We start from the raw sequence: 20,129 nt of genomic DNA on the forward strand, positions 1-20,129 counted from the left end.
GGGATGCGGGCGGGACGACATGGAATTTCTGCTCTATCTGGCGCTCGGCGCCTGTGCAGGTGTACTCGCCGGGCTGTTTGGCGTGGGCGGCGGGATCATCATCGTCCCGGTGCTGGTGTTCAGCTTCAAGGCCCAAGGGTTCGATCCGTCGATCCTCACGCACCTGGCGGTGGGTACCTCCCTGGCGACGATCATCTTTACCTCGGTCAACGCGGTACGCGAGCATCATCGCCGTGGCGCCGTGCGTTGGCCGATCTTCATGTGGATGACCGTCGGCATTCTGGTCGGTGCCGGGTTTGGCGCGCTGACGGCCGAAGCGATTTCCGGCCCCAACCTGCAGAAGCTCATTGGTGTTTTCGCCCTGGTGATCGCCGCTCAGCTGGCGCTTGAGGTCAAACCCAAGGCCAGCCGAACCGTGCCGGGCAAACTCGGTCTGACCATGGCCGGCAGCGTGATTGGCTGGGCTTCGGCGATTTTCGGCATTGGCGGCGGTTCGTTGACCGTGCCATTCCTGACCTGGCGCAGTGTGCCGATGCAGCAAGCCGTGGCCACTTCATCGGCCTGCGGTCTGCCGATTGCCCTGGCCAGTGCATTAAGTTTCATGATTCTGGGCTGGCACGATCCGTTGCTCCCGGCCCATAGTCTCGGTTTCATTTATTTGCCGGCGTTGCTGGGCGTTGCCCTGACCAGCATGGTGTTCGCCCGCTTGGGCGCGCGATTGGCCCACAGGTTGTCGCCGAGGTTGCTGAAACGGCTGTTTGCCGCTTTGCTGTTCTGCGTTGGCCTGAACTTTCTAGTCTGAAGCATCTGCTCTGACGGGCAGCGCAATCCTGGCTTAATCCTGAGGTGGCAGCGTCGCCCGGGAATTTTTAAGATTTGAACTCTAACGAGGAGTCGCAATGCTGCCTTACCCGCAGATCGACCCGGTGGCCCTGGCCATCGGTCCGCTGAAAATCCACTGGTACGGTCTGATGTACCTGATCGGCATCGGCGGCGCCTGGCTGCTGGCCTCCCGCCGGTTGAACTGCTTCGACCCGACCTGGACCAAGGAAAAACTCTCCGACATGGTGTTCTGGATGTCGATGGGGGTGATTGTCGGCGGGCGCTTGGGTTATGTGCTGTTCTACGATCTGGGCGCCTATCTGGCCAACCCGACGCTGATCTTCGAAGTGTGGAAGGGCGGTATGTCGTTCCACGGCGGTTTCATCGGCGTGATGCTGGCGGCATTGTGGTTCGGCAAGAAGAACAACAAGTCGTTCTTCCAGTTGATGGATTTCGTTGCGCCGATGGTGCCGATTGGCCTGGGCGCCGGGCGTATCGGCAACTTCATCAACGCCGAGTTGTGGGGCAAGGCAACCGACGTGCCGTGGGCGATGGTCTTTCCGACCGATCCGGCGCAACTGGCGCGTCATCCGTCGCAGCTGTACCAGTTCGCCCTCGAAGGCGTGGCACTGTTCCTGATCCTGTGGCTGTTCTCGCGCAAGCCGCGGCCGACCATGGCGGTATCGGGGATGTTCGCGCTGTTCTATGGCATCTTCCGTTTCATCGTCGAGTTCGTCCGCGTACCGGACGCCCAGTTGGGCTATCTGGCCTGGAACTGGCTGACCATGGGCCAGGTGCTGTGCGTGCCGATGATCGTCGGCGGGCTGTTCCTGATCTGGCTGGCGTATCACCGCGCCCCGGCGACTCCAGCGGCGGCCGTATAAAATTCGAACCCCGCAGCGATGGTTGCGGGTTCAAGGACACAGGTAATTCATGAAGCAATATCTCGAACTGGTCGCCCACGTCATCAAGAACGGCACCAAACAGGCCAACCGTACCGGCGTGAACACCATCAGTTTTCCCGGTGCGATGCTGCGTTATGACCTGAAGGAAGGTTTCCCGGCGATCACCACGCGCAAGATGGCCTTCAAATCCGCCATCGGCGAAATGTGCGGATTCCTGCGTGGCGTAAATAACGCTGCCGAATTCCGCGCCCTGGGCTGCAAGGTCTGGGACCAGAACGCCAACGAAAACGCCCAGTGGCTGGCCAACCCGTTCCGCCAGGGCGAAGACGACCTCGGCGAAATCTACGGCGTGCAATGGCGCAAATGGCCGGCGTACAAACAGATCCCGGTCAGCAACCCGGCTGCCATCGAGCAGACCCTGAGCCAGGGTTATCGCCAGATTGCCGAAGGCGAGGAAGACGGTCAGGCCTACGTGGTGCTGTACAAGGCCATCGACCAGGTTCGCCAGTGCGTCGATACCATCATCAAGGACCCGGGCAGCCGCCGCATCCTGTTCCACGGCTGGAACTGCGCTCAGCTCGATGAAATGGCCCTGCCGCCGTGCCACTTGCTGTATCAGTTCCACCCGAATGTCGAGACCAAAGAGATCTCTTTGACCCTCTACATCCGCTCCAACGACCTGGGCCTGGGCACGCCGTTCAACCTCACCGAAGGCGCTGCGCTGCTGAGCCTGATCGGTCGCCTGACCGGCTACACGCCGCGCTGGTTCACCTATTTCATCGGTGATGCCCACGTCTACGAAAACCACCTGGACATGCTCAACGAACAGCTCAAGCGCGAGCCGTTCCCGATGCCGAAACTGGTGATTTCCGACCGTGTGCCGGAGTTTGCCAAGACGGGTGTTTATCAGCCGGAATGGCTGGAGCTGGTGGAACCGGGCGATTTTTCGCTGGAAGGCTACGAACACCACGCGCCGATGACCGCGCCGATGGCGGTCTGACGCTTCACGCCATCCCCCTGTAGGAGCGAGCTAGCTCGCGATGGACTCAAGGACGACGCGTTTTTTCAGGCAATACGCGTCATCGTTCACGACCATCGCGAGCAAGCTCGCTCCTACAGGGGGGAGGTGTTGTTTTCAGTGGCCGTGACTACGGCCCACATGGGAATGCTCCACCTCCGTCGCCACCACCCCGCCGCTCACTTCCAGCCGCTGCAAAATCCCGCATTGATCGATACTTGGCCCTTCGCCGCAGCGTTGGCGCAGGTCGAGCAGTTGCGTCTGCAAGGCCAGCAAGCCGTCGATCCGCGCCTTTACATGGTGGATGTGTTCGTCAATCAGCGCGTTGACGCTTTCGCACTGATCCTGCGGACTGTCGCGAAACGCCAGCAGGCTGCGGATTTCTTCGAGCGTCATGTCGAGGGTGCGACAGTTGCGGATGAAGGTCAGGCGCTCGGCGTGGGCCTGGGTATAGACGCGATAATTGCCATCACTGCGGGCCGGTTCCGGCAGAAGGTTCTCGCGCTCGTAGTAGCGGATCGTTTCCACGGCGCAGTCCGTGAGTTTCGCCAACTCTCCAATTTTCATGACGCCAATCTCCAAAACTCCAGAAAGGGTGCTTGACCCTATAGTGGCTACAGGGTCTTTACTTGGCAACAGGCACTCTTATGGACGCAACCAATGAGCGATTCCCTGCACTCCCACAAACCCGGGGCTGAGCACGAGCACAGCCACAAGCTCAAGCCCGTGCAAAAACATGGCCACGGCGGTCACGGCGACGCCTGCTGCTCATCTAAAGCGGCAGCGCCTGCGCTGGTAAAACTGAGCGAATCGCCGACGCCCGGAGCCCGACTGAGCAGTTTCCGCATCGAGGCAATGGACTGTCCAACTGAACAGACGCTGATTCAGAACAAGCTAAGCAAACTGACCGGCGTGCAGCAGCTTGAGTTCAATCTGATTAATCGGGTGCTCGGCGTAACCCACGATTTGCCCGGTATCGAGCCGATCGTCGAGGCCATCAAATCCTTGGGTATGCAGGCCGAGCCGATGGACCAGGGTGATGAAACCCCGGCGCCCGCGCCCCGGAAAAAGCCGTGGTGGCCTCTGGCACTGTCCGGTGTTGGTGCATTGCTGGCAGAAGTTATCCACTTCACCGGTTTCGCGCCGAACTGGGTGGTGGCGGTTATCGCGCTGGTCTCGATTCTCAGTGGTGGCCTCGGTACTTACAAAAAAGGCTGGATCGCCCTTAAAAACCGCAATCTGAACATCAACGCGCTGATGAGCATTGCCGTGACCGGCGCGGTGCTGATCGGCCAGTGGCCGGAAGCGGCGATGGTGATGTTCCTGTTCACCGTGGCCGAGTTGATCGAGGCCAGGTCCCTTGACCGCGCGCGCAATGCCATCAGCGGTTTGATGCAGATGACGCCGGACACGGCAACGGTGTTGCAGGCTGACGGGAGCTGGCTTGAGCAGGATGTCAAAAACATTGGGCTCGGCGCGCGGGTGCGGGTGCGCCCCGGCGAGCGTATCGGCCTGGATGGCGAAGTGCTGTCCGGTCGCTCGACCATCGATCAGGCGCCAATTACCGGTGAAAGCCTGCCGGTGGAAAAAACCGTCGGCGACAAAGTCTTCGCCGGCACCATCAATCAGGCCGGGTCCCTGGAGTACGAGGTGACCGCCGCGGCGGATAACTCGACCCTGGCCCGCATCATCCACGCCGTCGAGCAGGCCCAGGGCGCGCGGGCGCCGACCCAGCGTTTCGTCGACAGTTTCTCGAAAATCTACACCCCGGCAGTGTTCGTCCTGGCCCTGGCCGTGGCGGTGATCCCGCCATTGTTCATGGGCGAGTTGTGGTTCGACTGGATCTACCGGGCTCTGGTGCTGCTGGTGGTGGCCTGCCCATGTGCGCTGGTGATCTCCACGCCGGTGACCATCGTCAGCGGCCTCGCGGCGGCGGCGCGTAAAGGCATATTGGTCAAGGGCGGCGTTTATCTGGAGGGAGGTTACAAGCTCGACTACCTGGCCCTGGACAAGACCGGCACCATCACCCACGGCAAACCGGTGCAGACCGATTACCTGTCGCTGGACCCGACCGCCGACGACTCGGCGCCCGCCATTGCCGCCGCGCTGGCCGGGCGCTCGGATCACCCGGTTTCCCTGGCCATCACCAAGGCGGCTGTGGATAACCAGACCGCGACGCTGATTGTGGATAACTTCGAAGCGCTGGGCGGGCGCGGGGTGCGCGGCGAGATCAACGGCCAGCTCTACCATCTGGGCAATCATCGTCTTGTGGAGGATCTGGGCCTGTGTTCGCCAGCGCTGGAAGAAAAACTGTTTGCCCTGGAAAAGCAGGGCAAGTCGGTGGTGCTGCTGCTTGATTCGTCCGGCCCGTTGGCGCTGTTTGCCGTGGCGGACACGGTAAAAGAGTCCAGCCGCGAAGCGATCCGGCAACTGCATGACCTGGGTATCAAAACCCTGATGCTCACGGGCGATAACGTCCACACCGCGCAGGCCATTGCAGCACAAGTCGGCATCGACGAGGCCAAGGGCGACCTGTTACCGGGGGACAAATTGCAGGCTATCGAAACTCTCTATGCTCAAGGGCATCGGGTCGGCATGGTCGGCGACGGCATCAATGATGCACCTGCACTGGCGCGTTCCGAAATCGGCTTCGCCATGGCCGCTGCGGGCACCGATACCGCGATCGAAACCGCCGATGTCGCCCTGATGGACGACGATCTGCGCAAAGTTCCGGCATTCATTCGCCTGTCCCGGCAGACTTCGAGCATCCTCAAACAGAACATCGCCCTGGCTTTGGTCATCAAGGCGATCTTTCTTGGGGTAACCTTTGCCGGGATCGCTACCATGTGGATGGCAGTGTTCGCCGATATGGGCGTGAGTTTGCTGGTGGTGTTCAACGGTTTGCGCCTGCTGCGCAAGTAAAGGATGAGGGACGGTTGTGCTGAGTGCCGAGCTGAAGGCGTTTTACATGGTGGCCCGCCTGGGCAGCATTACCCAGGCTGCCAAAAAGCTCGGCCTGAGCCAACCGACGGTGACGACGCAGATCCGCAACCTCGAAAGTCAGTACTCGGTCGAGCTGTTCTATCGCGGCGGCCGGCGTCTCAGCGTCAGTGAGGAGGGCGCGCGGCTGCTGCCTATGGTCAAGGTGCTGATGCAACAGGAAGCCGACATCGAGTTTTTCCTGCGTAACTGCGGCCAGGTCCAGGGTACGTTGCGTATTGCCGCCACGGCGCCGTATTACATCCTCGACCTGGTGAAAACGTTCCGCGAGCGCCTGCCGCAGGTGGAGGTGTCGGTGGAAATCGGCAACTCCCAGCAAGTGCTCGAAGCATTGGAGGATTACCGTGTCGATGTCGCGGCCTCGTCGCAGTTGCTCGATGACGCACGACTGATTCGCCGGGTGCTCGGCAGCGATCCGTTGGTGCTGGCGGTGCATCGCAATCATCCGCTGGCGGTTCACGATCACGTACCGCTCAGCGCGCTGGCCGGACATACCTTGCTGATGCGTGAGCCGGGCTCGACCACCCGTCGTTTGACCGAAGAGTTACTGACCAGTGCCGGGGTGTGTTTCGGCCCGCTACTGGAGATCGGCAGTCGCGAATCGATCCGCGAAGCGGTGCTGCGCAACATAGGCATCAGCATCATTGCCCGTCAGGAAGTGCCCCATGATCCGCAACTGCGGGTGCTGACCATCGAGAATGCGCCGCAGATTCCCGAATACCTGTACTGCCTCAAGGAGCGCAAAAACGCGCGGCTGCCGGCGGCGTTTCTTGGGTTGGCGCAGGAAATGTCCCCGGCCTGAATTCTGTGGTGCCTGTACCGACCTCATCGCGAGCAAGCTCGCTCCCACAGGGATTTTTGGTGTTCACACAATCTGTGTTTCACCTCAAACCCACTGTGTGAGCGAGCTTGCTCGCGATGAGGCCAGTTCAGGCAACACAAGACTTGAACCAAAATCCTCGAATACCACTATCGGCAGTTTTTGCCTTACTGCCACATGACGGACTCATTACAACTCTAGGATGGCCCCCATCTGCTCGATGAGGTCCGTCCATGAACAACTCGATCGCAACTGCCCTGACCAACCCCGGCGCACCGATGAAAGTGCGCGGTGTACAGAAGCGTTTTGGCGCCTTCACCGCGCTGGACAAAGTGTCCCTCGATGTGGCGGCCGGTGAGCTGGTGTGTCTGCTGGGGCCGTCGGGCTGTGGCAAGACCACCTTGCTGCGCTGCATCGCCGGTCTGGAGAAGCAGGACAGCGGCGAGTTGTACCTGGGCGATCGCGACGTTTCCCACCTGGCGCCCCAGGCGCGGGACTACGGCATTCTGTTCCAGTCCTACGCGTTGTTTCCCAATCTCACCGTCGAAGCGAACATTGCCTACGGCCTCGCCGGCAGCGGTCGTGACGAAGTGCGCCGTCGAGTCGGCCAGATGCTGGAACTGGTCGGCCTGGGCGGCAGCGAGAAAAAGTATCCCGGCCAGTTGTCCGGCGGCCAGCAGCAGCGGGTTGCACTGGCTCGCGCCCTGGCCCCGGCACCTTCGCTGTTGCTGCTGGACGAACCGATGTCGGCCCTCGATGCCCGCGTCCGTGAGCATCTGTGCACCGAGTTGCGCCAACTGCAACGCAACCTTGGCATCACCACCCTGATGGTCACCCACAATCAGGACGAGGCCATGCTGATGGCCGACCGTATCGCCGTGATGAACAACGGCAAGGTCGAGCAGTACGCCACGCCGCAGGAAATCTATAACCGCCCGGCCACGCCATTCGTAGCGGAGTTCGTCGGCCAGGGTAACTGGCTACCCTTCCAGCGCAACAGCGACAGCCACGCCCAGGTCGGCGGGATGAACATGCGTCTGGCCGAAGGCAGCGCCAAGTCCGCGTCGGGCCGTTTGTTCTGCCGTCCGGAAGCGATCAACGTCAACCCGCTGGTGCACGAGGAAAACCTGTTCCCGGCCAAGGTTCGTGAAATCACCTTCCTCGGCAATCGCTGCCGCATGAGCTTCGAGCTCGATCAGTTGCCGGGGCACCCGCTGTTGGCGGAGTTGGCGCCAGAAGCCATGCCGCGCCTTGGTGCCCAGCAGATCATGGTCGCCTTGCCGCCGCGTAGTCTGCAGGTGTTTGCCTGATGAGCGCGAACATCGCGCTGCCGCTGCCGCACAAGCAGGTTCGGCAGACCACCCGCGCCGAGATCGGTGACCGGTTGTTCGTGGTCGGCGGCAAAGTCCTCATGCTGGTGTTGTTGGGCGTTGCCGTATTGATGCCGTTGCTGGCGATCTTCTGGCGCGGTTTCAGCGCCGAGGCCGGGCAGGGCGGTGGCTGGGTCGCAGCGAAAGAGCTGGTGAGCAGCGAGAACTTCCACTGGTTGCTCGGTAACAGCCTCAAGGTTTCCCTCAGTGTCGCGGCCATTGTCGTACCGCTGGCCTACCTGTTTGCCTACGCGCTGCAACGAACCTTGATTCCCGCCAAAGGCATTTGGCGTGGCATTTCCCTGCTGCCATTGATGGCGCCGTCGATGTTGCCCGGCATCGCGCTGGTTTATCTGTTCGGCAACCAGGGCATGCTGCGTGGCCTGCTCTCGGACAACATCTACGGCTTCTGGGGCATTGTGCTTGGTGAAGTCATCTACACCTTCCCGCACGCCTTGATGATTCTTCTGTCGGCCCTGTCCCTGGCCGATGCGCGACTGTTCGATGCCGCCTCCAGCATGGGCGCGAGTCCTGCAAAAGCCTTCCGCAGCATCAGCTGGCCGGCGACCCGTCAGGCCGTGTTCGCCGCATTCTGTCTGGTGTTCACCCTGACCATCACTGACTTCGGCGTACCAGTGGTTGTCGGTGGCGACTATCAAGTGTTGGCGCTGGAGGCCTACAAGGCGGTGGTCGGCCAGCAACAGTTCGGTCGTGGCGCGTTGATCGGCATGGTGTTGCTGCTACCGGCGCTGTTCAGCTTCGGGGTCGATGCCTGGTTGCGTCGGCGTCACGGTGATTCCATGAGCGGTCGTGCCCAGGTGTTCAAACCCGCGCCGTCGAAGCTGCGCGACAGCTGCTACCTGGCTATCGTCCTGCTGATCTGCGCCACGTTGCTGCTGGTGTTCGGCATGGCGGTGTTCTCGTCCCTGGTGAAGTTCTGGCCGTACAACCTGTCGCTGTCGCTCAACCATTATCAGTTCAACGAAACCGCCGGCGGTGGCTGGCTGGCCTACGGCAACAGCCTGAAGATGGCCTTGGGCACGGCGTTGATCGGCAGCCTGCTGATCTTCACCGGCGCCTACCTGATGGAAAAAACCAAGGGTCAGCGCGGCCTGAACTTGACCCTGCGCATGCTCAGTTTCGTGCCGATGGCGGTGCCAGGCCTGGTGCTTGGGTTGGGCTACGTCTTCTTCTTCAACCTCACCGGCAACCCGCTGCATGTGCTCTACGGGACCATGACACTGTTGATTGTTTGCACCATTGCTCACTATTTGACCACCGCACAAATGACCGCCACCACCGCGCTGCGTCAACTCGATGCCGAGTTTGAAGCCGCCGCGCTGTCGCTCAAGGCGCCGCTGTACCGCCACTACCTGCGCGTCACCGTGCCGATCTGCCTGCCGGCGCTACTGGACATCGTGCGCTACCTGTTCGTCTCGGCCATGACCACCGTCTCGGCGGCGATCTTCCTCTACAGCCCCGACACCATCCTCGCGGCAGTGGCGGTGCTGAACATGGATGACGCCGGCAACGTCGGCGGTGCAGCGGCGATGTCGACCCTGATCCTGATTACCTCGGCGGGCGTGTCCCTGCTGCTGGCCTGGGCCTCGCGCGGTTTGCTGCGCCGCTCCCAGGCCTGGCGGCAGACCACACCCGGTCATTGAATCTGCACAACCCCTCAACTCAAAAACAGGAAAAGATCATGTTCAAGCCTATGGCCCTGGCCGCTGCTGTCCTCACCGCTTTCAGCCTGAACGCCTTTGCGGCGAAAACCGAGTTGACGGTGTACACCGCTCTCGAAGCCGAACAACTGAAGACCTACAAGCAAGCGTTCGAAAAGGCCAACCCGGACGTCGAAATCAAATGGGTGCGTGATTCCACCGGCATCATCACCGCCAAACTGCTGGCCGAAAAAGCCCGTCCGCAGGCTGACGCCGTGTGGGGCCTGGCCGCTTCGAGCCTGGCGATTCTCGATCAGCAAGGCATGCTGCAAAGCTACGCGCCGAAAGACCTGGGCAAGATCGGCGCCAACTACCGCGACGCGGCCAACCCACCGGCCTGGGTCGGCATGGACGTGTGGGCCGCGACCATTTGCTTCAACACCGTCGAAGCCGAAAAGCAGGGCCTGACCAAGCCCGTGAGCTGGCAGGACCTGACCAAGCCTGAGTACAAAGGCAAGATCGTCATGCCAAACCCGGCATCGTCCGGCACCGGCTTCCTCGACGTCAGCGCCTGGCTGCAAACCTTCGGCGAGAAGCAGGGCTGGGCCTACATGGATGGCCTGCACCAGAACATCGGCCAGTACGTTCACTCCGGTTCCAAGCCTTGCAAACTGGCGGCTGCTGGTGAATTCCCAATCGGTATTTCCTTCGAGTACCCGGCTGTTCAACTGAAACGCCAGGGCGCACCGCTGGACATCATCCTGCCGAAGGAAGGCCTGGGTTGGGAGATCGAAGCGACTGCGGTGATCAAGGGCACTGCCCACGAAGAGGCGGCGAAGAAACTGGCCGACTTCTCGGCTAGCCCTGAGGCGATGGAGCTCTACAAGGAAAACTTCGCCGTGCTCGCCCAGCCTGGCATCGCCAAGCCACAGACCGAACTGCCGGCCGACTACGAACAACGCCTGATCAAGAACGACTTCGCCTGGGCCTCGAAGAACCGCGACGAGATCCTGACCGAGTGGCGCAAGCGCTATGACGGCAAGTCCGAGAAAGTGGCGGCCAAGTAAGATTTTTATCGGCTGAAAGGGCCTCTTCGCGAGCAGGCTCGCTCCCACAGGAGTACGCATTCCAATGTGGGAGTGGGCTTGCTCGCGAAAGCGGTTTCAAATTCAGGACAAGACCCCATGACACAACACAACGACATGCTGATCGTCGGCGCCGGCATCCTGGGTTTGTCCCACGCGTATGCCGCCGCCAAGCGCGGTCTCAAGGTCACGGTTTTCGAGCGCAGCGCAACGCCCCTCGGCGCTTCGGTGCGCAACTTCGGCCAGGCACTGGTCACCGGCCAGCCGCCGGGGCCGATGCTGGAACTGGCCCGCGCCAGTCGCGGAATCTGGGGTGATTGGGCCCAGCTCGCCGGCCTGCAACTCAAGCGCAATGGCTCGTACCTGTTCGCCCGCACCGAGGTGGAAGAACAGTTGCTGCAAGCCTTTTGCGACGGCCGCGCGGTGGAGCACGGATACCGTGTCGACCTGTTGCGCGGTGCCGCATTGCGCGATTTGTATGGCGGCCAGTTCCGCCATCATCGCGCGGCGTTGCATGGCATGGACGATCAGCAGTTGTATTCCCGCGAAGCGATTCCGGCGTTGATCGATTTCCTGCGCCGCGACCTGGGGGTCAAGTTTCACTTTTCTACCCTGGTGCGCGATATCGAGCCGGGTCGCCTGCACAGCACCGCCGGCAGCTTCAGTGCCGAGCAGATCATTGTCTGCTCCGGCCACGATTATCAGACGTTACTGGCCGAACAGATTGCTGAACTCGAGCCGCAAATTTGCCGCCTGCAAATGCTCCGCGCCCGACCGCAAATCCACCTCAACCTGCAACACGCGTTGCTCACCGGTTTGAGCTGCGTGCACTACGGCGCCTTCGCCGACTTGCCGGAGGCTGCGGCGGTACAGGCAGAAATCCTGCAGTACGCGCCGCACCTGCACGAAAACGGTATCCACCTGCTGATCAGCCCGACACCCTATGGCGAATTGATCATTGGTGATTCGCACCATTACGGCAGCGATCCGTCACCCTTCAATGCCGAGCAGGTCGACGACTGGATGATCGAGCTGGCTGAGCAGACCCTGGGCTGCAAGGTGCAAGTGGTCGAACGCTGGCAGGGGGTCTATGGTTCACGGGGGCCGGGACCGTTTTCGTTCCTGCGCCCGGCAAAAGGCCTGAGCGTGGCGTTGATGCACACCGGTGTCGGCATGAGCGTCGGGCCAGCGATGGCTGAACGAAACATCGCAGCTGTGTTGGGGGAAATCTGATGGGGTGCAATGAACAAGTCGTCGCCGAAGTATTCAGTCTGTACGAGCGTTTTGGCGACAGCGATTACATCGGTGAACCGGTTTCGCAGATCGAGCACATGTCCCAGGCGGCGGAACTGGCCATGGCCGAAGGCTTCGACGATGAAGTGGTGCTGGCAGCGTTCTTTCATGACATCGGGCATATCTGTGGAGAAAGCGCGGAGAACATGGGCGGCTTTGGCGTTGTCAGCCATGAGCGTCTGGGCGCGGATTTTCTTCGCCGTGCCGGCTTCAGCGAGCGTATGGCTCGGCTGGTCGAATACCACGTGCAGGCCAAGCGTTACCTGACGCTCAAGGAGGCGGGATACTACGAGCGCTTGAGTGAAGCCAGTCGCCGAACCCTGGAATATCAGGGCGGGGAGATGACGGCTGAAGAGGCTGAGATCTTTGAAAAGGATCCGCTGTGCGCGGTCAGTTTGCGCATGCGACAGTGGGATGAGTTGGCCAAGGAGATGAACGTGCCGCTTCTCGATCTCGATATTCTGAAGCGCAAGGCTTTAGGCCTTTTGCCCAAGGCGGCTTGAACGACAAGTGTTGCTGAAACCCCCTACAAGATGAAGAGACTATTCGCGCAGAACGTTTCAGCGGGACGGGATAGCTTGATCGACCCTATATTGATTTGAGCTATCCACATGCGTTATTTGAAAGTCACTGCCCAGGACCGAAGCGCGAACGGCAGGGCTGACACCGTGCTCCTGCATTTCTTCGAAGAGACTAACGGTGCCGAAGATCTGCTCGTTCACAAGGCATATGCACTGGATATCACTGCCGATGGCAAAGTTGATTTTCAGATTGGCGATGTGAACAACGACGGTAAGGAAAACACCAAGGACGAACGGTTACTCAAATCGTTTGCAGACGCGTTCCTGCGGCTCAAGTGGTTCAATCGTGGAAATACCTGGGACCGTTATCTCAAGATATTTACAGAGGACTTTGCCAAGGACGACTCGCCAGACACCGTACGTCTGCACTTTCATGAGGGTGTCGGCAAACCGTCAGATCAAAGCATCGTTTACACGGCCTCTGCCTACGACACCAATAACGACGGCAAGCTGGATTGGGTGATCAATTACGATATGGATAACGATGGCGATCAGGATGCAGTGGACCAACAGCTTGCCTCGGTGCTAAGCGCCACGTATCTGAAGTTCAACTGGCGCTGATCAACCGTATCAAAGCTGCTGCGCCAACACCTCAACCTGCTCTTGGCGCTCCGCCTGATTCAACTTCGGATGCGCATTGAGCGACGACCACTGCGGATGCGCCCGCGCCTTGTTCAGGGCCTCGGGCAGTTTGCCTTCGCGCCAGGTTTTATCCTGTGGCGTGGCCACCTGAATACTGTCCATCGCCGCGTGCCCACGGGCATTGAGCGCTTGCAGCAATTGTCGCTGGCGCAACGCCAACAGGCGCAGCACGTTGTCATCCACCGTCAGTTCGCGCTGGCCCTTGATCTTGCCGAGCAAGCGGCTGCCATAACTGCGGGCGGTTTGCAGCGCGCCGCCGGCAATCGCTCCGGCTAATGCCGCCGCGCCTAGCGTGATGCCGCCCACCAGCAAATCGACCCCGGCCCCGGCAGCGGCACCTGCGGCGATACCGCCACCGACCCGAACGCCCAGTTGTTTCAGGGTTTCCGGGTTGAACAAATCGTCGCCCCAACGACCGTCGAGCAGCGGCAAATCACTGGCCGCGGCATCCTGTGGGCGGAAGGCGTACAGCTTGAGCAGGGACTCGACGCAACGCTGCTCACGCTGGCGCACGGCTTTGCGCAGTTCGCTGATCGCCTGTTGTTCCTGCTCGGCTTCACTGACCACACTGCGTCGGCAGGCTGCGCAATCGATCAATAATTCGGCAATCAATCGCTCTGCGCTTTGTTGGCGAGCCAGACGCTGGGCTTGCTGATCGGCGATCAGTCGTTCGAGCTGCGACCGGGCAGTTTCCAGCAGCAGGGCGAGACTTTCATAGAGTCGACGCTCGCCATCCTCCGGCGGCGCGACGCTGTCGAAGCGCACCAAGGCATGCAAGCCCAGCCGCGCCAGCGCTTCACGCCATGCCGGTTCGCGGTGGTTGGCGCTGCTGACGAAATTCAGCACCGGCAGCAAGGGCTTGCCGCAACCGGCCAGCACTTCCAGCTCGTCGCGATACTTGGCGAGCACCGGCTCTCGGGCGTCGATCACGTAGAGCCCGGCGTCCGACGCCAGCAACTGGCGGAGCACTTTGGCCTCCTGTTCGAAGCGTTGCCGGGCTTCGCTGCCATCCAGGAAACGCGCCAGCCGCGCCGGGCCGTCGAGGCGTTCGCCAGGCCGCTCCAGTCGTTCGAGGTAGTCGAGCAGGGCGATGGCGTCTTCCAGGCCGGGGGTGTCGTAGAGATCGAGCAGCGGCTCGCCGTCCACCGAAAGACGGGCACCCTCGACATGCCGCGTGGTGCTGGGACGATGGGACACTTCACCGAAGCCGACGTCGCGGGTCAGGGTGCGCAGCAGTGAGGTTTTGCCGACGTTGGTGTGGCCGACCACGGCGAGTTTCAGGGGATTAGTCATGACCCGTCTCCAGCCAGTTCATCGGTGCACAATCGGCAAATGGCAGCTCAAGCTGTTGCAGCGCCACGTGCCAGTCGCCCAGACGTTCGGCGTCCAGCGCTTCACCGGGGGGCGCCTGCAACAACCACACGCGGGTGGCGCTGGCGCTGCGGGCCAGTTCGGCAATCAGGGCCAGGCTGCCGCGATCCGGCGAGCGCCGTGGATCGCACGCAATGGCCAAGCGTGCCGGGGGAAAGCGGGTCAATTGTTCGAGGAGTTTGTGTCGCGATTCGCGGCTGTCGAGGATGCCAGCGTTGCTCACGTTTTTCGGCAATTGCGGTGGCCACGGGCGGTCGTCGTCCAGCTCGATGGCGACCAATAGAGCACCATCACTTTGTTGTTCGCTGACGCCGCTTTCCACGCGATGCAGTTGCTCAGGCGCCGCATCGCTGATGCCGAGACGCTCGCTGGTGGGCATCAAGCGTTCGCGAAGCTGTGCGTAGCCGGGCAGGTTCAAATCCAGGCGGAGCGCCGTTTGCCCGGATTTCCAGCGCCACAGGCAAAACAGTGCGAGCAGCAGGCGCGGCAAAATCCCATAAACCAGCAGAACGCCAACCAGCCATGCTGCCCAGGCCTGGCGGGCGCTTTCGATACTCAGTGCGGCGTCGCCGCTGGCACGGATCATCTGCTCGGTGGGAACACTGAAACCGAGCAGAGCCGGCAGGGCGCCAAGCGCCTGGGTTACGGCAATAAAGGTGTCGGCACTGAGGATGGTGGTTTCCCAGACAAAGCCATAGCGCCGGGTTGCCATCAGTGTCAGCAGAATGACCAAGGCGCTGATCATCGCCAGCAACCACAGGCCGTTGACCACTACGCCGATGGCCCAGCGATTGAGCTTCTTCCGTTGCAACAACAGGAGCAGGGCGGGGGCCAGTTGCGTGGCCTTGGCGTCCCGGGCGAGTTTTTCACTTAGCCACAGCCATAGTCGCCCGAGGCTGGCGCCGTGTTCTCCGGCAAACGCCAGGCCCAGGGCCCAACTCAGCAGCAGGATCAGGTTGAGCCCGAGCAGGCTGCCCAAGGCCCAGAACACATTCACCGGGTGCAGGCCATCGCCCATTGCAGCAAAGGCCAGGCCGGCGCCGCTGATCACCGCCAGCACCGCCATTACGATCAGCGCCAGTCGTGCGCCTTGCAGCCAGTGTTTGAGGGCCGTAACCAAGCCATCACGTTCAGCCAGCCACAGGGCCCGGCGTTGAATGCGCGACGGCAAATCACCGCCGACGCTGCGGGCCAGCCGGTTGGCTTCAAGGTCTTCCAGGGGGCCTGCGTGTTCTTCGCGCAGGCGGATAGTTTCTGTCAGCCAGAGGGTATTGAGTTCAGTCACGCGGCATCCCGTCGCTTCATTGAGCTGAGAGCATAACCGCTGTGGCGCTTATCGGCGAAAGCGAGGCTCTGGTATCCTCGCCGACATGACTAAATCACTCCCCCTCAGCCTGATCGCAGCCCTCGGTGAAAACCGTGTGATCGGCGTCGACAACAGCATGCCCTGGCACTTGCCGGGGGACTTCAAATATTTCAAGGCCACCACCCTCGGCAAGCCGATCATCATGGGGCGCAAGACTTGGGATTCCCTCGGCCGCCCGTTGCCGGGCCGCTTGAACATCGTGGTCAGTCGTCAGGCGGATCTGGTGCTGGAAGGTGCGGAGGTTTATCCGTCGCTGGAAGCCGCCATCGTTCGCGCTGAAGCATGGGCGAAGGAACAGGGCGTCGATGAGCTGATGCTGATTGGTGGCGCGCAGTTGTATGCGCAAGGGCTGGCGCAGGCTGATCGGTTATACCTGACCCGCGTGGCACTGAGCCCGGAAGGGGATGCGTGGTTTCCGGAATTTGATTTGGGCCAGTGGAAGCTGGTTTCCAACACCGAAAATCCGGCGGTGGATGACAAGCCGGCCTACAACTTCGAAGTCTGGGAAAAGGTTTAAAAGCATCGTCGGATCGCCGCCCGGAGCAAGCTCGCTCCCACAGTGTTTTGAGGTGAATCACAAATTGTGTGAACACCACAGATCCCTGTGGGAGCGAGCTTGCTCGCGATAGCGGTCTAACTGACGCTACTCAAGCCTGCGCCAACGCCGAATGCTCATCCGCATCCAGCAATTCTTTATCAGTCTGCTGCATCACCTGACTGGTAATCGCCCCAGCCGTGATCGAACCACTCACATTCAACGCCGTACGCCCCATATCAATCAACGGCTCGACCGAAATCAGCAACGCCACCAGTGACACCGGCAAGCCCATCGCCGGCAGTACGATCAGCGCCGCAAACGTCGCACCGCCACCCACTCCGGCCACACCGGCCGAGCTCAGCGTGACAATCGCCACCAGTGTCGCGATCCACAGCGGGTCCAGCGGGTTGATGCCCACGGTCGGCGCCACCATCACCGCTAACATCGCCGGGTACAGACCGGCACAGCCATTCTGGCCGATGGTCGCGCCGAACGAAGCGGCGAAACTGGCAATGGACTGCGGGATGCCCAAACGACTGGTCTGCGCCTCGATGCTCAACGGAATCGTCGCAGCGCTGGAGCGGCTGGTGAAGGCAAACGTCAGCACCGGCCAGATCTTGCGGAAGAAGCGCAGCGGATTGATCCCGGCGGCCGACACCAGCACGCCATGCACCACAAACATCAGGCCAAGGCCGATGTAAGACACCACGACAAAACTGCCGAGCTTGATGATGTCTTGCAGGTTGGAGCCGGCGACCACTTTGGTCATCAGTGCCAGCACGCCGTACGGGGTCAGCTTCATCACCAGACGCACCAGGCGCATCACCCAGGCTTGCAGGGTGTCGATGGCGTTGATCACTTTCTGACCTTTCTCGACATCATCCTTGAGCAGTTGTAGCGCCGCGACACCCAGGAACGCAGCGAAAATCACCACACTGATGATCGACGTCGGCTTGGCTCGCGCCAGGTCGGCGAACGGGTTTTGCGGAATGAACGACAGCAACAGCTGCGGCACATTCAGGTCGGCGACCTTGCCGGCGTAATCGGTCTGGATGGTTTGCAGGCGCGCCATTTCCTGGGTGCCGGCCACCAGGCCTTCGGCGGTCAGGCCGAACAGGTTGGTCAGGCCGATGCCGATCAACGCCGCGATGGCCGTGGTGAACAGCAGCGTGCCGATGGTCAGGAAGCTGATCTTGCCCAGCGATGAGGCGTTGTGCAGGCGGGCCACGGCGCTGAGGATCGAGGCGAACACCAGCGGGATCACGATCATTTGCAGCAATTGCACATAGCCGTTGCCCACCAGATCGAACCAGCCGATCGAGGCTTTCAGCACCGGATTACCGGCACCGTAGACAGTGTGCAAGGCCACACCGAATGCCACGCCCAGCACCAGTGCGAGCAGGACTTTTTTCGCCAGGCTCCAAGTGGTGTGGCGGGTTTGCGCCAGGCCCAGGAGCAGGGCGAGGAACACCAGCAGATTGAGAATCAGCGGCAGATTCATTGGAACTCCCATTAGACTTTTGCCAGCTGCCTTCCGGGGCAGCTGCGAACCGGCAAGCCTAACAGCTTGAAAACTAATGAATTAATATCAAAAACGTATGGTATCCGTCGTTTTTGGAATAAGCGGATGTCGCTGTCAGAAATGCAACTGGCGCGAAAGGGACACAGGCGGTCGCTGACAGGCGGGGACTGTCACACTTATTTGTTAGCGTCGATCTCTTTCACATTCAGGGAGAAACGCCAATGAAGTTCGCACCGAAATTACTGGCAGCAGCACTTTGCCTGGGCCTTGCCGGCCAGGCTTTCGCAACGGATCTGAAACACTGGCCCGCTGATCAGGCTAAGGCACTGGACGCGATGATCGCCGCCAACGCCAACAAAGGTAACTACGCGGTGTTCGACATGGACAACACCAGTTACCGCTATGACCTCGAAGAGTCGTTGCTGCCGTTCATGGAGAACAAGGGCCTGATCACCCGCGACAAGCTCGATCCCTCCCTGAAACTGATGCCGTTCAAGGACACCGCCGACCACAAGGAAAGCCTGTTCAGCTACTACTACCGCCTCTGTGAACTCGACGACATGGTTTGCTATCCATGGGTCGCCCAGGTGTTCTCCGGCTTTACGCTCAAGGAACTCAAGGGCTACGTCGACGAGATGATGGCGTCGGGCAAACCGGTACCGGCCACTTATTACGAAGGCGATGTGGTCAAGAAGCTCGACGTCAACCCGCCGAAGATCTTCACGGGCCAGCAAGAGCTGTACAACAAACTGATGGAGAACGGCATTGAGGTCTACGTGATGACCGCCGCCTCCGAAGAGCTGGTGCGCATGGTCGCGGCCGACCCGAAGTACGGCTACAACGTAAAACCGCAGAACGTGATCGGCGTGTCGCTGCTGCTCAAGGACCCGAAGACTGGCGAGCTGACCACTGCGCGCAAGCAGATCACCGCCGGCAAGTATGACGAGAAGGCCAACCTCGGCCTTGAACTGACCCCGTACCTGTGGACCCCGGCGACCTGGATGGCCGGCAAGCACGCGGCAATCCTGACCTACATCGACGAGTGGAAAAAACCGGTGCTGGTCGGCGGCGATACCCCGACCAGTGATGGTTACATGTTGTTCCACAGTGTTGACGTGGCCAAGGGTGGCATCCACCTGTGGGTCAACCGCAAGGACAAGTACATGACCCAGATTAACGGCATGATGGCCAAGAATGCCGCGGCCCAGGCCAAGGAAGGGATGACGGTGACTGCCGACAAGAACTGGGTGATCGTCAAGCCTGAAGAAATCCAGTAATTGTAGGAGCGAGCCTGCTCGCGATGGTCGTTAACGATGACGCGTGCTGTCTGATTTGACGCGGTGTCCTTGCGTCCATCGCGAGCAAGCTCGCTCCTACAGTTTGATCGGTGTTGTTCCCCAATCCAGTGTTCAACGCAGATCCATTGTGGGAGCGAGCTTGCTCGCGATGAGGCCAGTCGGTGCAATGAAAGCCTCTGTTTGATCGCCATCTCCTGACAGTCGCAACCTACGCTTTCTTGCGTAAGGGACTACGACTACGCCAGAATCCGCCGGCTTGTGCGCCTTACTCCCGGACTCTACCGTCTACCTGTCACTGAACATCAGTGATCGGGTTTGGTAGCCCGGCTGTGTAGGGTGCAAAGCATCATGATTTGCAGACGTTCTTGCGTCTCTGCTTTTTATGGTGGTCATGCACAGGGCGCTTTCGGGCGCGCCGGTTTCCTTACACCCCGGTCTACCAACCTGCGCATGGCCGCCACCTTCGTTTGGTAGCGAGGGTGAAGGCTCCTTGTCTTATGGTGTAAGGAGTTTTATCAATGCTAAAAATTACCCCCGATCCTCCCGAATCAAACAACCTCTCCGCCCACATCAACGCCACCCCGCGCAAACCCAGCCGAACATTCTTGATTGCGCCCGGCCTCGACACCGAAACCCTGTTGGCCCACGCCTGCGAATCACTCGCCTCGGCCAATGTCATGGCCAACGATTTTGCCGGCCTGCTGGAAGGCTCCCAACGCAGCACGATGCTGGGGATTGCGCAGGTCATCATGCTGGGCGAGCTGGCGGTGAATCAGGCTCTCGATAATCTCGATCCACAGGAATAGTTCTGCCCTTGTAGGAGCGAGCCTGCTCGCG

18 protein-coding genes are annotated in these 20,129 nt (G+C 60.7%); 14 read left to right on the top strand and 4 right to left on the bottom strand.

All coding sequences use genetic code 11. The features are described 5' to 3' along the window. The first annotated feature begins 19 nt into the window (after window positions 1-19). From AC1RP7_RS05160 to AC1RP7_RS05170, 3 genes are all read left to right on the top strand, one after another. Window positions 20-802 (top strand): sulfite exporter TauE/SafE family protein, encoded by a 783-nt coding sequence (locus AC1RP7_RS05160; protein ID WP_493181382.1) that lies wholly within the window; start codon window positions 20-22, stop codon window positions 800-802. A gap of 97 nt (window positions 803-899) precedes the next feature. Next, entirely contained in the window at window positions 900-1,706 is an 807-nt protein-coding gene (gene lgt / locus AC1RP7_RS05165) for a prolipoprotein diacylglyceryl transferase (RefSeq protein ID WP_493181381.1), read from the top strand. A gap of 49 nt (window positions 1,707-1,755) precedes the next feature. Beyond that, on the top strand, window positions 1,756-2,727 hold the full coding sequence (locus AC1RP7_RS05170; protein WP_407516150.1) for a thymidylate synthase: 972 nt from the start codon (window positions 1,756-1,758) through the stop codon (window positions 2,725-2,727). 135 nt (window positions 2,728-2,862) lie between these two features. Here the strand turns inward: AC1RP7_RS05170 and cadR are convergent, their stop codons facing one another. After that, a complete protein-coding gene (cadR, locus tag AC1RP7_RS05175; RefSeq protein WP_057712875.1) occupies window positions 2,863-3,312 on the bottom strand; it encodes a Cd(II)/Pb(II)-responsive transcriptional regulator in 450 nt (149 codons plus the stop codon). Window positions 3,313-3,405: 93 nt separating this feature from the next. On the opposite strand from cadR, the gene AC1RP7_RS05180 reads away from it, so the two are divergent. The 8 genes from AC1RP7_RS05180 to AC1RP7_RS05215 all read left to right on the top strand — a co-directional run bounded on the left by AC1RP7_RS05180 (window position 3,406) and on the right by AC1RP7_RS05215 (window position 13,116). After that, window positions 3,406-5,667 carry a heavy metal translocating P-type ATPase gene (locus AC1RP7_RS05180; RefSeq protein WP_493181380.1) on the top strand — a complete coding sequence of 754 codons (2,262 nt, stop codon included), beginning with the start codon at window positions 3,406-3,408 and terminating at the stop codon, window positions 5,665-5,667. A gap of 16 nt (window positions 5,668-5,683) precedes the next feature. Then, entirely contained in the window at window positions 5,684-6,547 is an 864-nt protein-coding gene (locus AC1RP7_RS05185) for a LysR family transcriptional regulator (protein ID WP_090451991.1), read from the top strand. Window positions 6,548-6,798: 251 nt separating this feature from the next. Further along, window positions 6,799-7,875, top strand: a complete 1,077-nt coding sequence (locus AC1RP7_RS05190; RefSeq protein WP_493181379.1) for a putative 2-aminoethylphosphonate ABC transporter ATP-binding protein — start codon at window positions 6,799-6,801, stop codon at window positions 7,873-7,875. Continuing rightward, on the top strand, window positions 7,875-9,599 hold the full coding sequence (locus tag AC1RP7_RS05195) for a putative 2-aminoethylphosphonate ABC transporter permease subunit (protein ID WP_493181378.1): 1,725 nt from the start codon (window positions 7,875-7,877) through the stop codon (window positions 9,597-9,599). Before AC1RP7_RS05190 ends, AC1RP7_RS05195 begins: the two co-directional genes overlap by 1 nt. Before the next feature lie 38 nt (window positions 9,600-9,637). Continuing rightward, window positions 9,638-10,663, top strand: a complete 1,026-nt coding sequence (locus AC1RP7_RS05200) for a putative 2-aminoethylphosphonate ABC transporter substrate-binding protein (RefSeq protein ID WP_057712880.1) — start codon at window positions 9,638-9,640, stop codon at window positions 10,661-10,663. A 117-nt stretch (window positions 10,664-10,780) separates the two neighbouring features. Beyond that, window positions 10,781-11,914, top strand: a complete 1,134-nt coding sequence (locus AC1RP7_RS05205) for a TIGR03364 family FAD-dependent oxidoreductase (RefSeq protein ID WP_493181377.1) — start codon at window positions 10,781-10,783, stop codon at window positions 11,912-11,914. Then, window positions 11,914-12,477 (top strand): phosphonate degradation HD-domain oxygenase, encoded by a 564-nt coding sequence (locus tag AC1RP7_RS05210; RefSeq protein WP_493181376.1) that lies wholly within the window; start codon window positions 11,914-11,916, stop codon window positions 12,475-12,477. The genes AC1RP7_RS05205 and AC1RP7_RS05210 overlap by 1 nt, the downstream gene beginning before the upstream one ends. Before the next feature lie 108 nt (window positions 12,478-12,585). Next, window positions 12,586-13,116 carry a hypothetical protein gene (locus AC1RP7_RS05215; RefSeq protein ID WP_057712883.1) on the top strand — a complete coding sequence of 177 codons (531 nt, stop codon included), beginning with the start codon at window positions 12,586-12,588 and terminating at the stop codon, window positions 13,114-13,116. Between the two features lie 9 nt (window positions 13,117-13,125). On the opposite strand, the gene AC1RP7_RS05220 is transcribed toward AC1RP7_RS05215, so the two are convergent. Next, window positions 13,126-14,490: a GTPase/DUF3482 domain-containing protein gene (locus AC1RP7_RS05220; RefSeq protein WP_493181375.1), complete on the bottom strand. Its 1,365-nt coding sequence runs from the start codon at window positions 14,488-14,490 to the stop codon at window positions 13,126-13,128. Further along, entirely contained in the window at window positions 14,483-15,853 is a 1,371-nt protein-coding gene (locus AC1RP7_RS05225; RefSeq protein ID WP_493181374.1) for a DUF2868 domain-containing protein, read from the bottom strand. The genes AC1RP7_RS05220 and AC1RP7_RS05225 overlap by 8 nt, the downstream gene beginning before the upstream one ends. Before the next feature lie 85 nt (window positions 15,854-15,938). On the opposite strand from AC1RP7_RS05225, the gene AC1RP7_RS05230 reads away from it, so the two are divergent. Next, the gene (locus tag AC1RP7_RS05230; protein WP_493181373.1) at window positions 15,939-16,451 is read left to right on the top strand and encodes a dihydrofolate reductase; all 513 of its coding nucleotides are present in this window, start codon (window positions 15,939-15,941) and stop codon (window positions 16,449-16,451) included. A 130-nt stretch (window positions 16,452-16,581) separates the two neighbouring features. Here AC1RP7_RS05230 and AC1RP7_RS05235 read toward each other — a convergent pair whose 3' ends face one another. Further along, entirely contained in the window at window positions 16,582-17,973 is a 1,392-nt protein-coding gene (locus AC1RP7_RS05235) for an L-cystine transporter (RefSeq protein WP_154863375.1), read from the bottom strand. Between the two features lie 242 nt (window positions 17,974-18,215). Between AC1RP7_RS05235 and AC1RP7_RS05240 the strand changes: the two genes are divergently transcribed. Further along, the gene (locus tag AC1RP7_RS05240) at window positions 18,216-19,271 is read left to right on the top strand and encodes an HAD family hydrolase (RefSeq protein WP_407516158.1); all 1,056 of its coding nucleotides are present in this window, start codon (window positions 18,216-18,218) and stop codon (window positions 19,269-19,271) included. Window positions 19,272-19,810: 539 nt separating this feature from the next. Beyond that, window positions 19,811-20,098 (top strand): DUF6124 family protein, encoded by a 288-nt coding sequence (locus tag AC1RP7_RS05245; RefSeq protein ID WP_057712889.1) that lies wholly within the window; start codon window positions 19,811-19,813, stop codon window positions 20,096-20,098. Window positions 20,099-20,129 lie beyond the last annotated feature (31 nt).

It is taken from the genome of Pseudomonas sp. GW822-FHT01E03 (assembly GCF_058802985.1).

What these genes read in the sequence shown, in the direction of transcription:
- AC1RP7_RS05160 (WP_493181382.1), top strand. Translation starts at nt 20, where the DNA reads ATGGAATTTCTGCTCTATCTGGCGCTCGGCGCCTGTGCAGGTGTACTC.
- lgt (WP_493181381.1), top strand. Translation starts at nt 900, where the DNA reads ATGCTGCCTTACCCGCAGATCGACCCGGTGGCCCTGGCCATCGGTCCG.
- AC1RP7_RS05170 (WP_407516150.1), top strand. Translation starts at nt 1,756, where the DNA reads ATGAAGCAATATCTCGAACTGGTCGCCCACGTCATCAAGAACGGCACC.
- cadR (WP_057712875.1), bottom strand. Translation starts at nt 3,312, where the DNA reads ATGAAAATTGGAGAGTTGGCGAAACTCACGGACTGCGCCGTGGAAACG.
- AC1RP7_RS05180 (WP_493181380.1), top strand. Translation starts at nt 3,406, where the DNA reads ATGAGCGATTCCCTGCACTCCCACAAACCCGGGGCTGAGCACGAGCAC.
- AC1RP7_RS05190 (WP_493181379.1), top strand. Translation starts at nt 6,799, where the DNA reads ATGAACAACTCGATCGCAACTGCCCTGACCAACCCCGGCGCACCGATG.
- AC1RP7_RS05195 (WP_493181378.1), top strand. Translation starts at nt 7,875, where the DNA reads ATGAGCGCGAACATCGCGCTGCCGCTGCCGCACAAGCAGGTTCGGCAG.
- AC1RP7_RS05200 (WP_057712880.1), top strand. Translation starts at nt 9,638, where the DNA reads ATGTTCAAGCCTATGGCCCTGGCCGCTGCTGTCCTCACCGCTTTCAGC.
- AC1RP7_RS05205 (WP_493181377.1), top strand. Translation starts at nt 10,781, where the DNA reads ATGACACAACACAACGACATGCTGATCGTCGGCGCCGGCATCCTGGGT.
- AC1RP7_RS05210 (WP_493181376.1), top strand. Translation starts at nt 11,914, where the DNA reads ATGGGGTGCAATGAACAAGTCGTCGCCGAAGTATTCAGTCTGTACGAG.
- AC1RP7_RS05215 (WP_057712883.1), top strand. Translation starts at nt 12,586, where the DNA reads ATGCGTTATTTGAAAGTCACTGCCCAGGACCGAAGCGCGAACGGCAGG.
- AC1RP7_RS05220 (WP_493181375.1), bottom strand. Translation starts at nt 14,490, where the DNA reads ATGACTAATCCCCTGAAACTCGCCGTGGTCGGCCACACCAACGTCGGC.
- AC1RP7_RS05230 (WP_493181373.1), top strand. Translation starts at nt 15,939, where the DNA reads ATGACTAAATCACTCCCCCTCAGCCTGATCGCAGCCCTCGGTGAAAAC.
- AC1RP7_RS05235 (WP_154863375.1), bottom strand. Translation starts at nt 17,973, where the DNA reads ATGAATCTGCCGCTGATTCTCAATCTGCTGGTGTTCCTCGCCCTGCTC.
- AC1RP7_RS05240 (WP_407516158.1), top strand. Translation starts at nt 18,216, where the DNA reads ATGAAGTTCGCACCGAAATTACTGGCAGCAGCACTTTGCCTGGGCCTT.
- AC1RP7_RS05245 (WP_057712889.1), top strand. Translation starts at nt 19,811, where the DNA reads ATGCTAAAAATTACCCCCGATCCTCCCGAATCAAACAACCTCTCCGCC.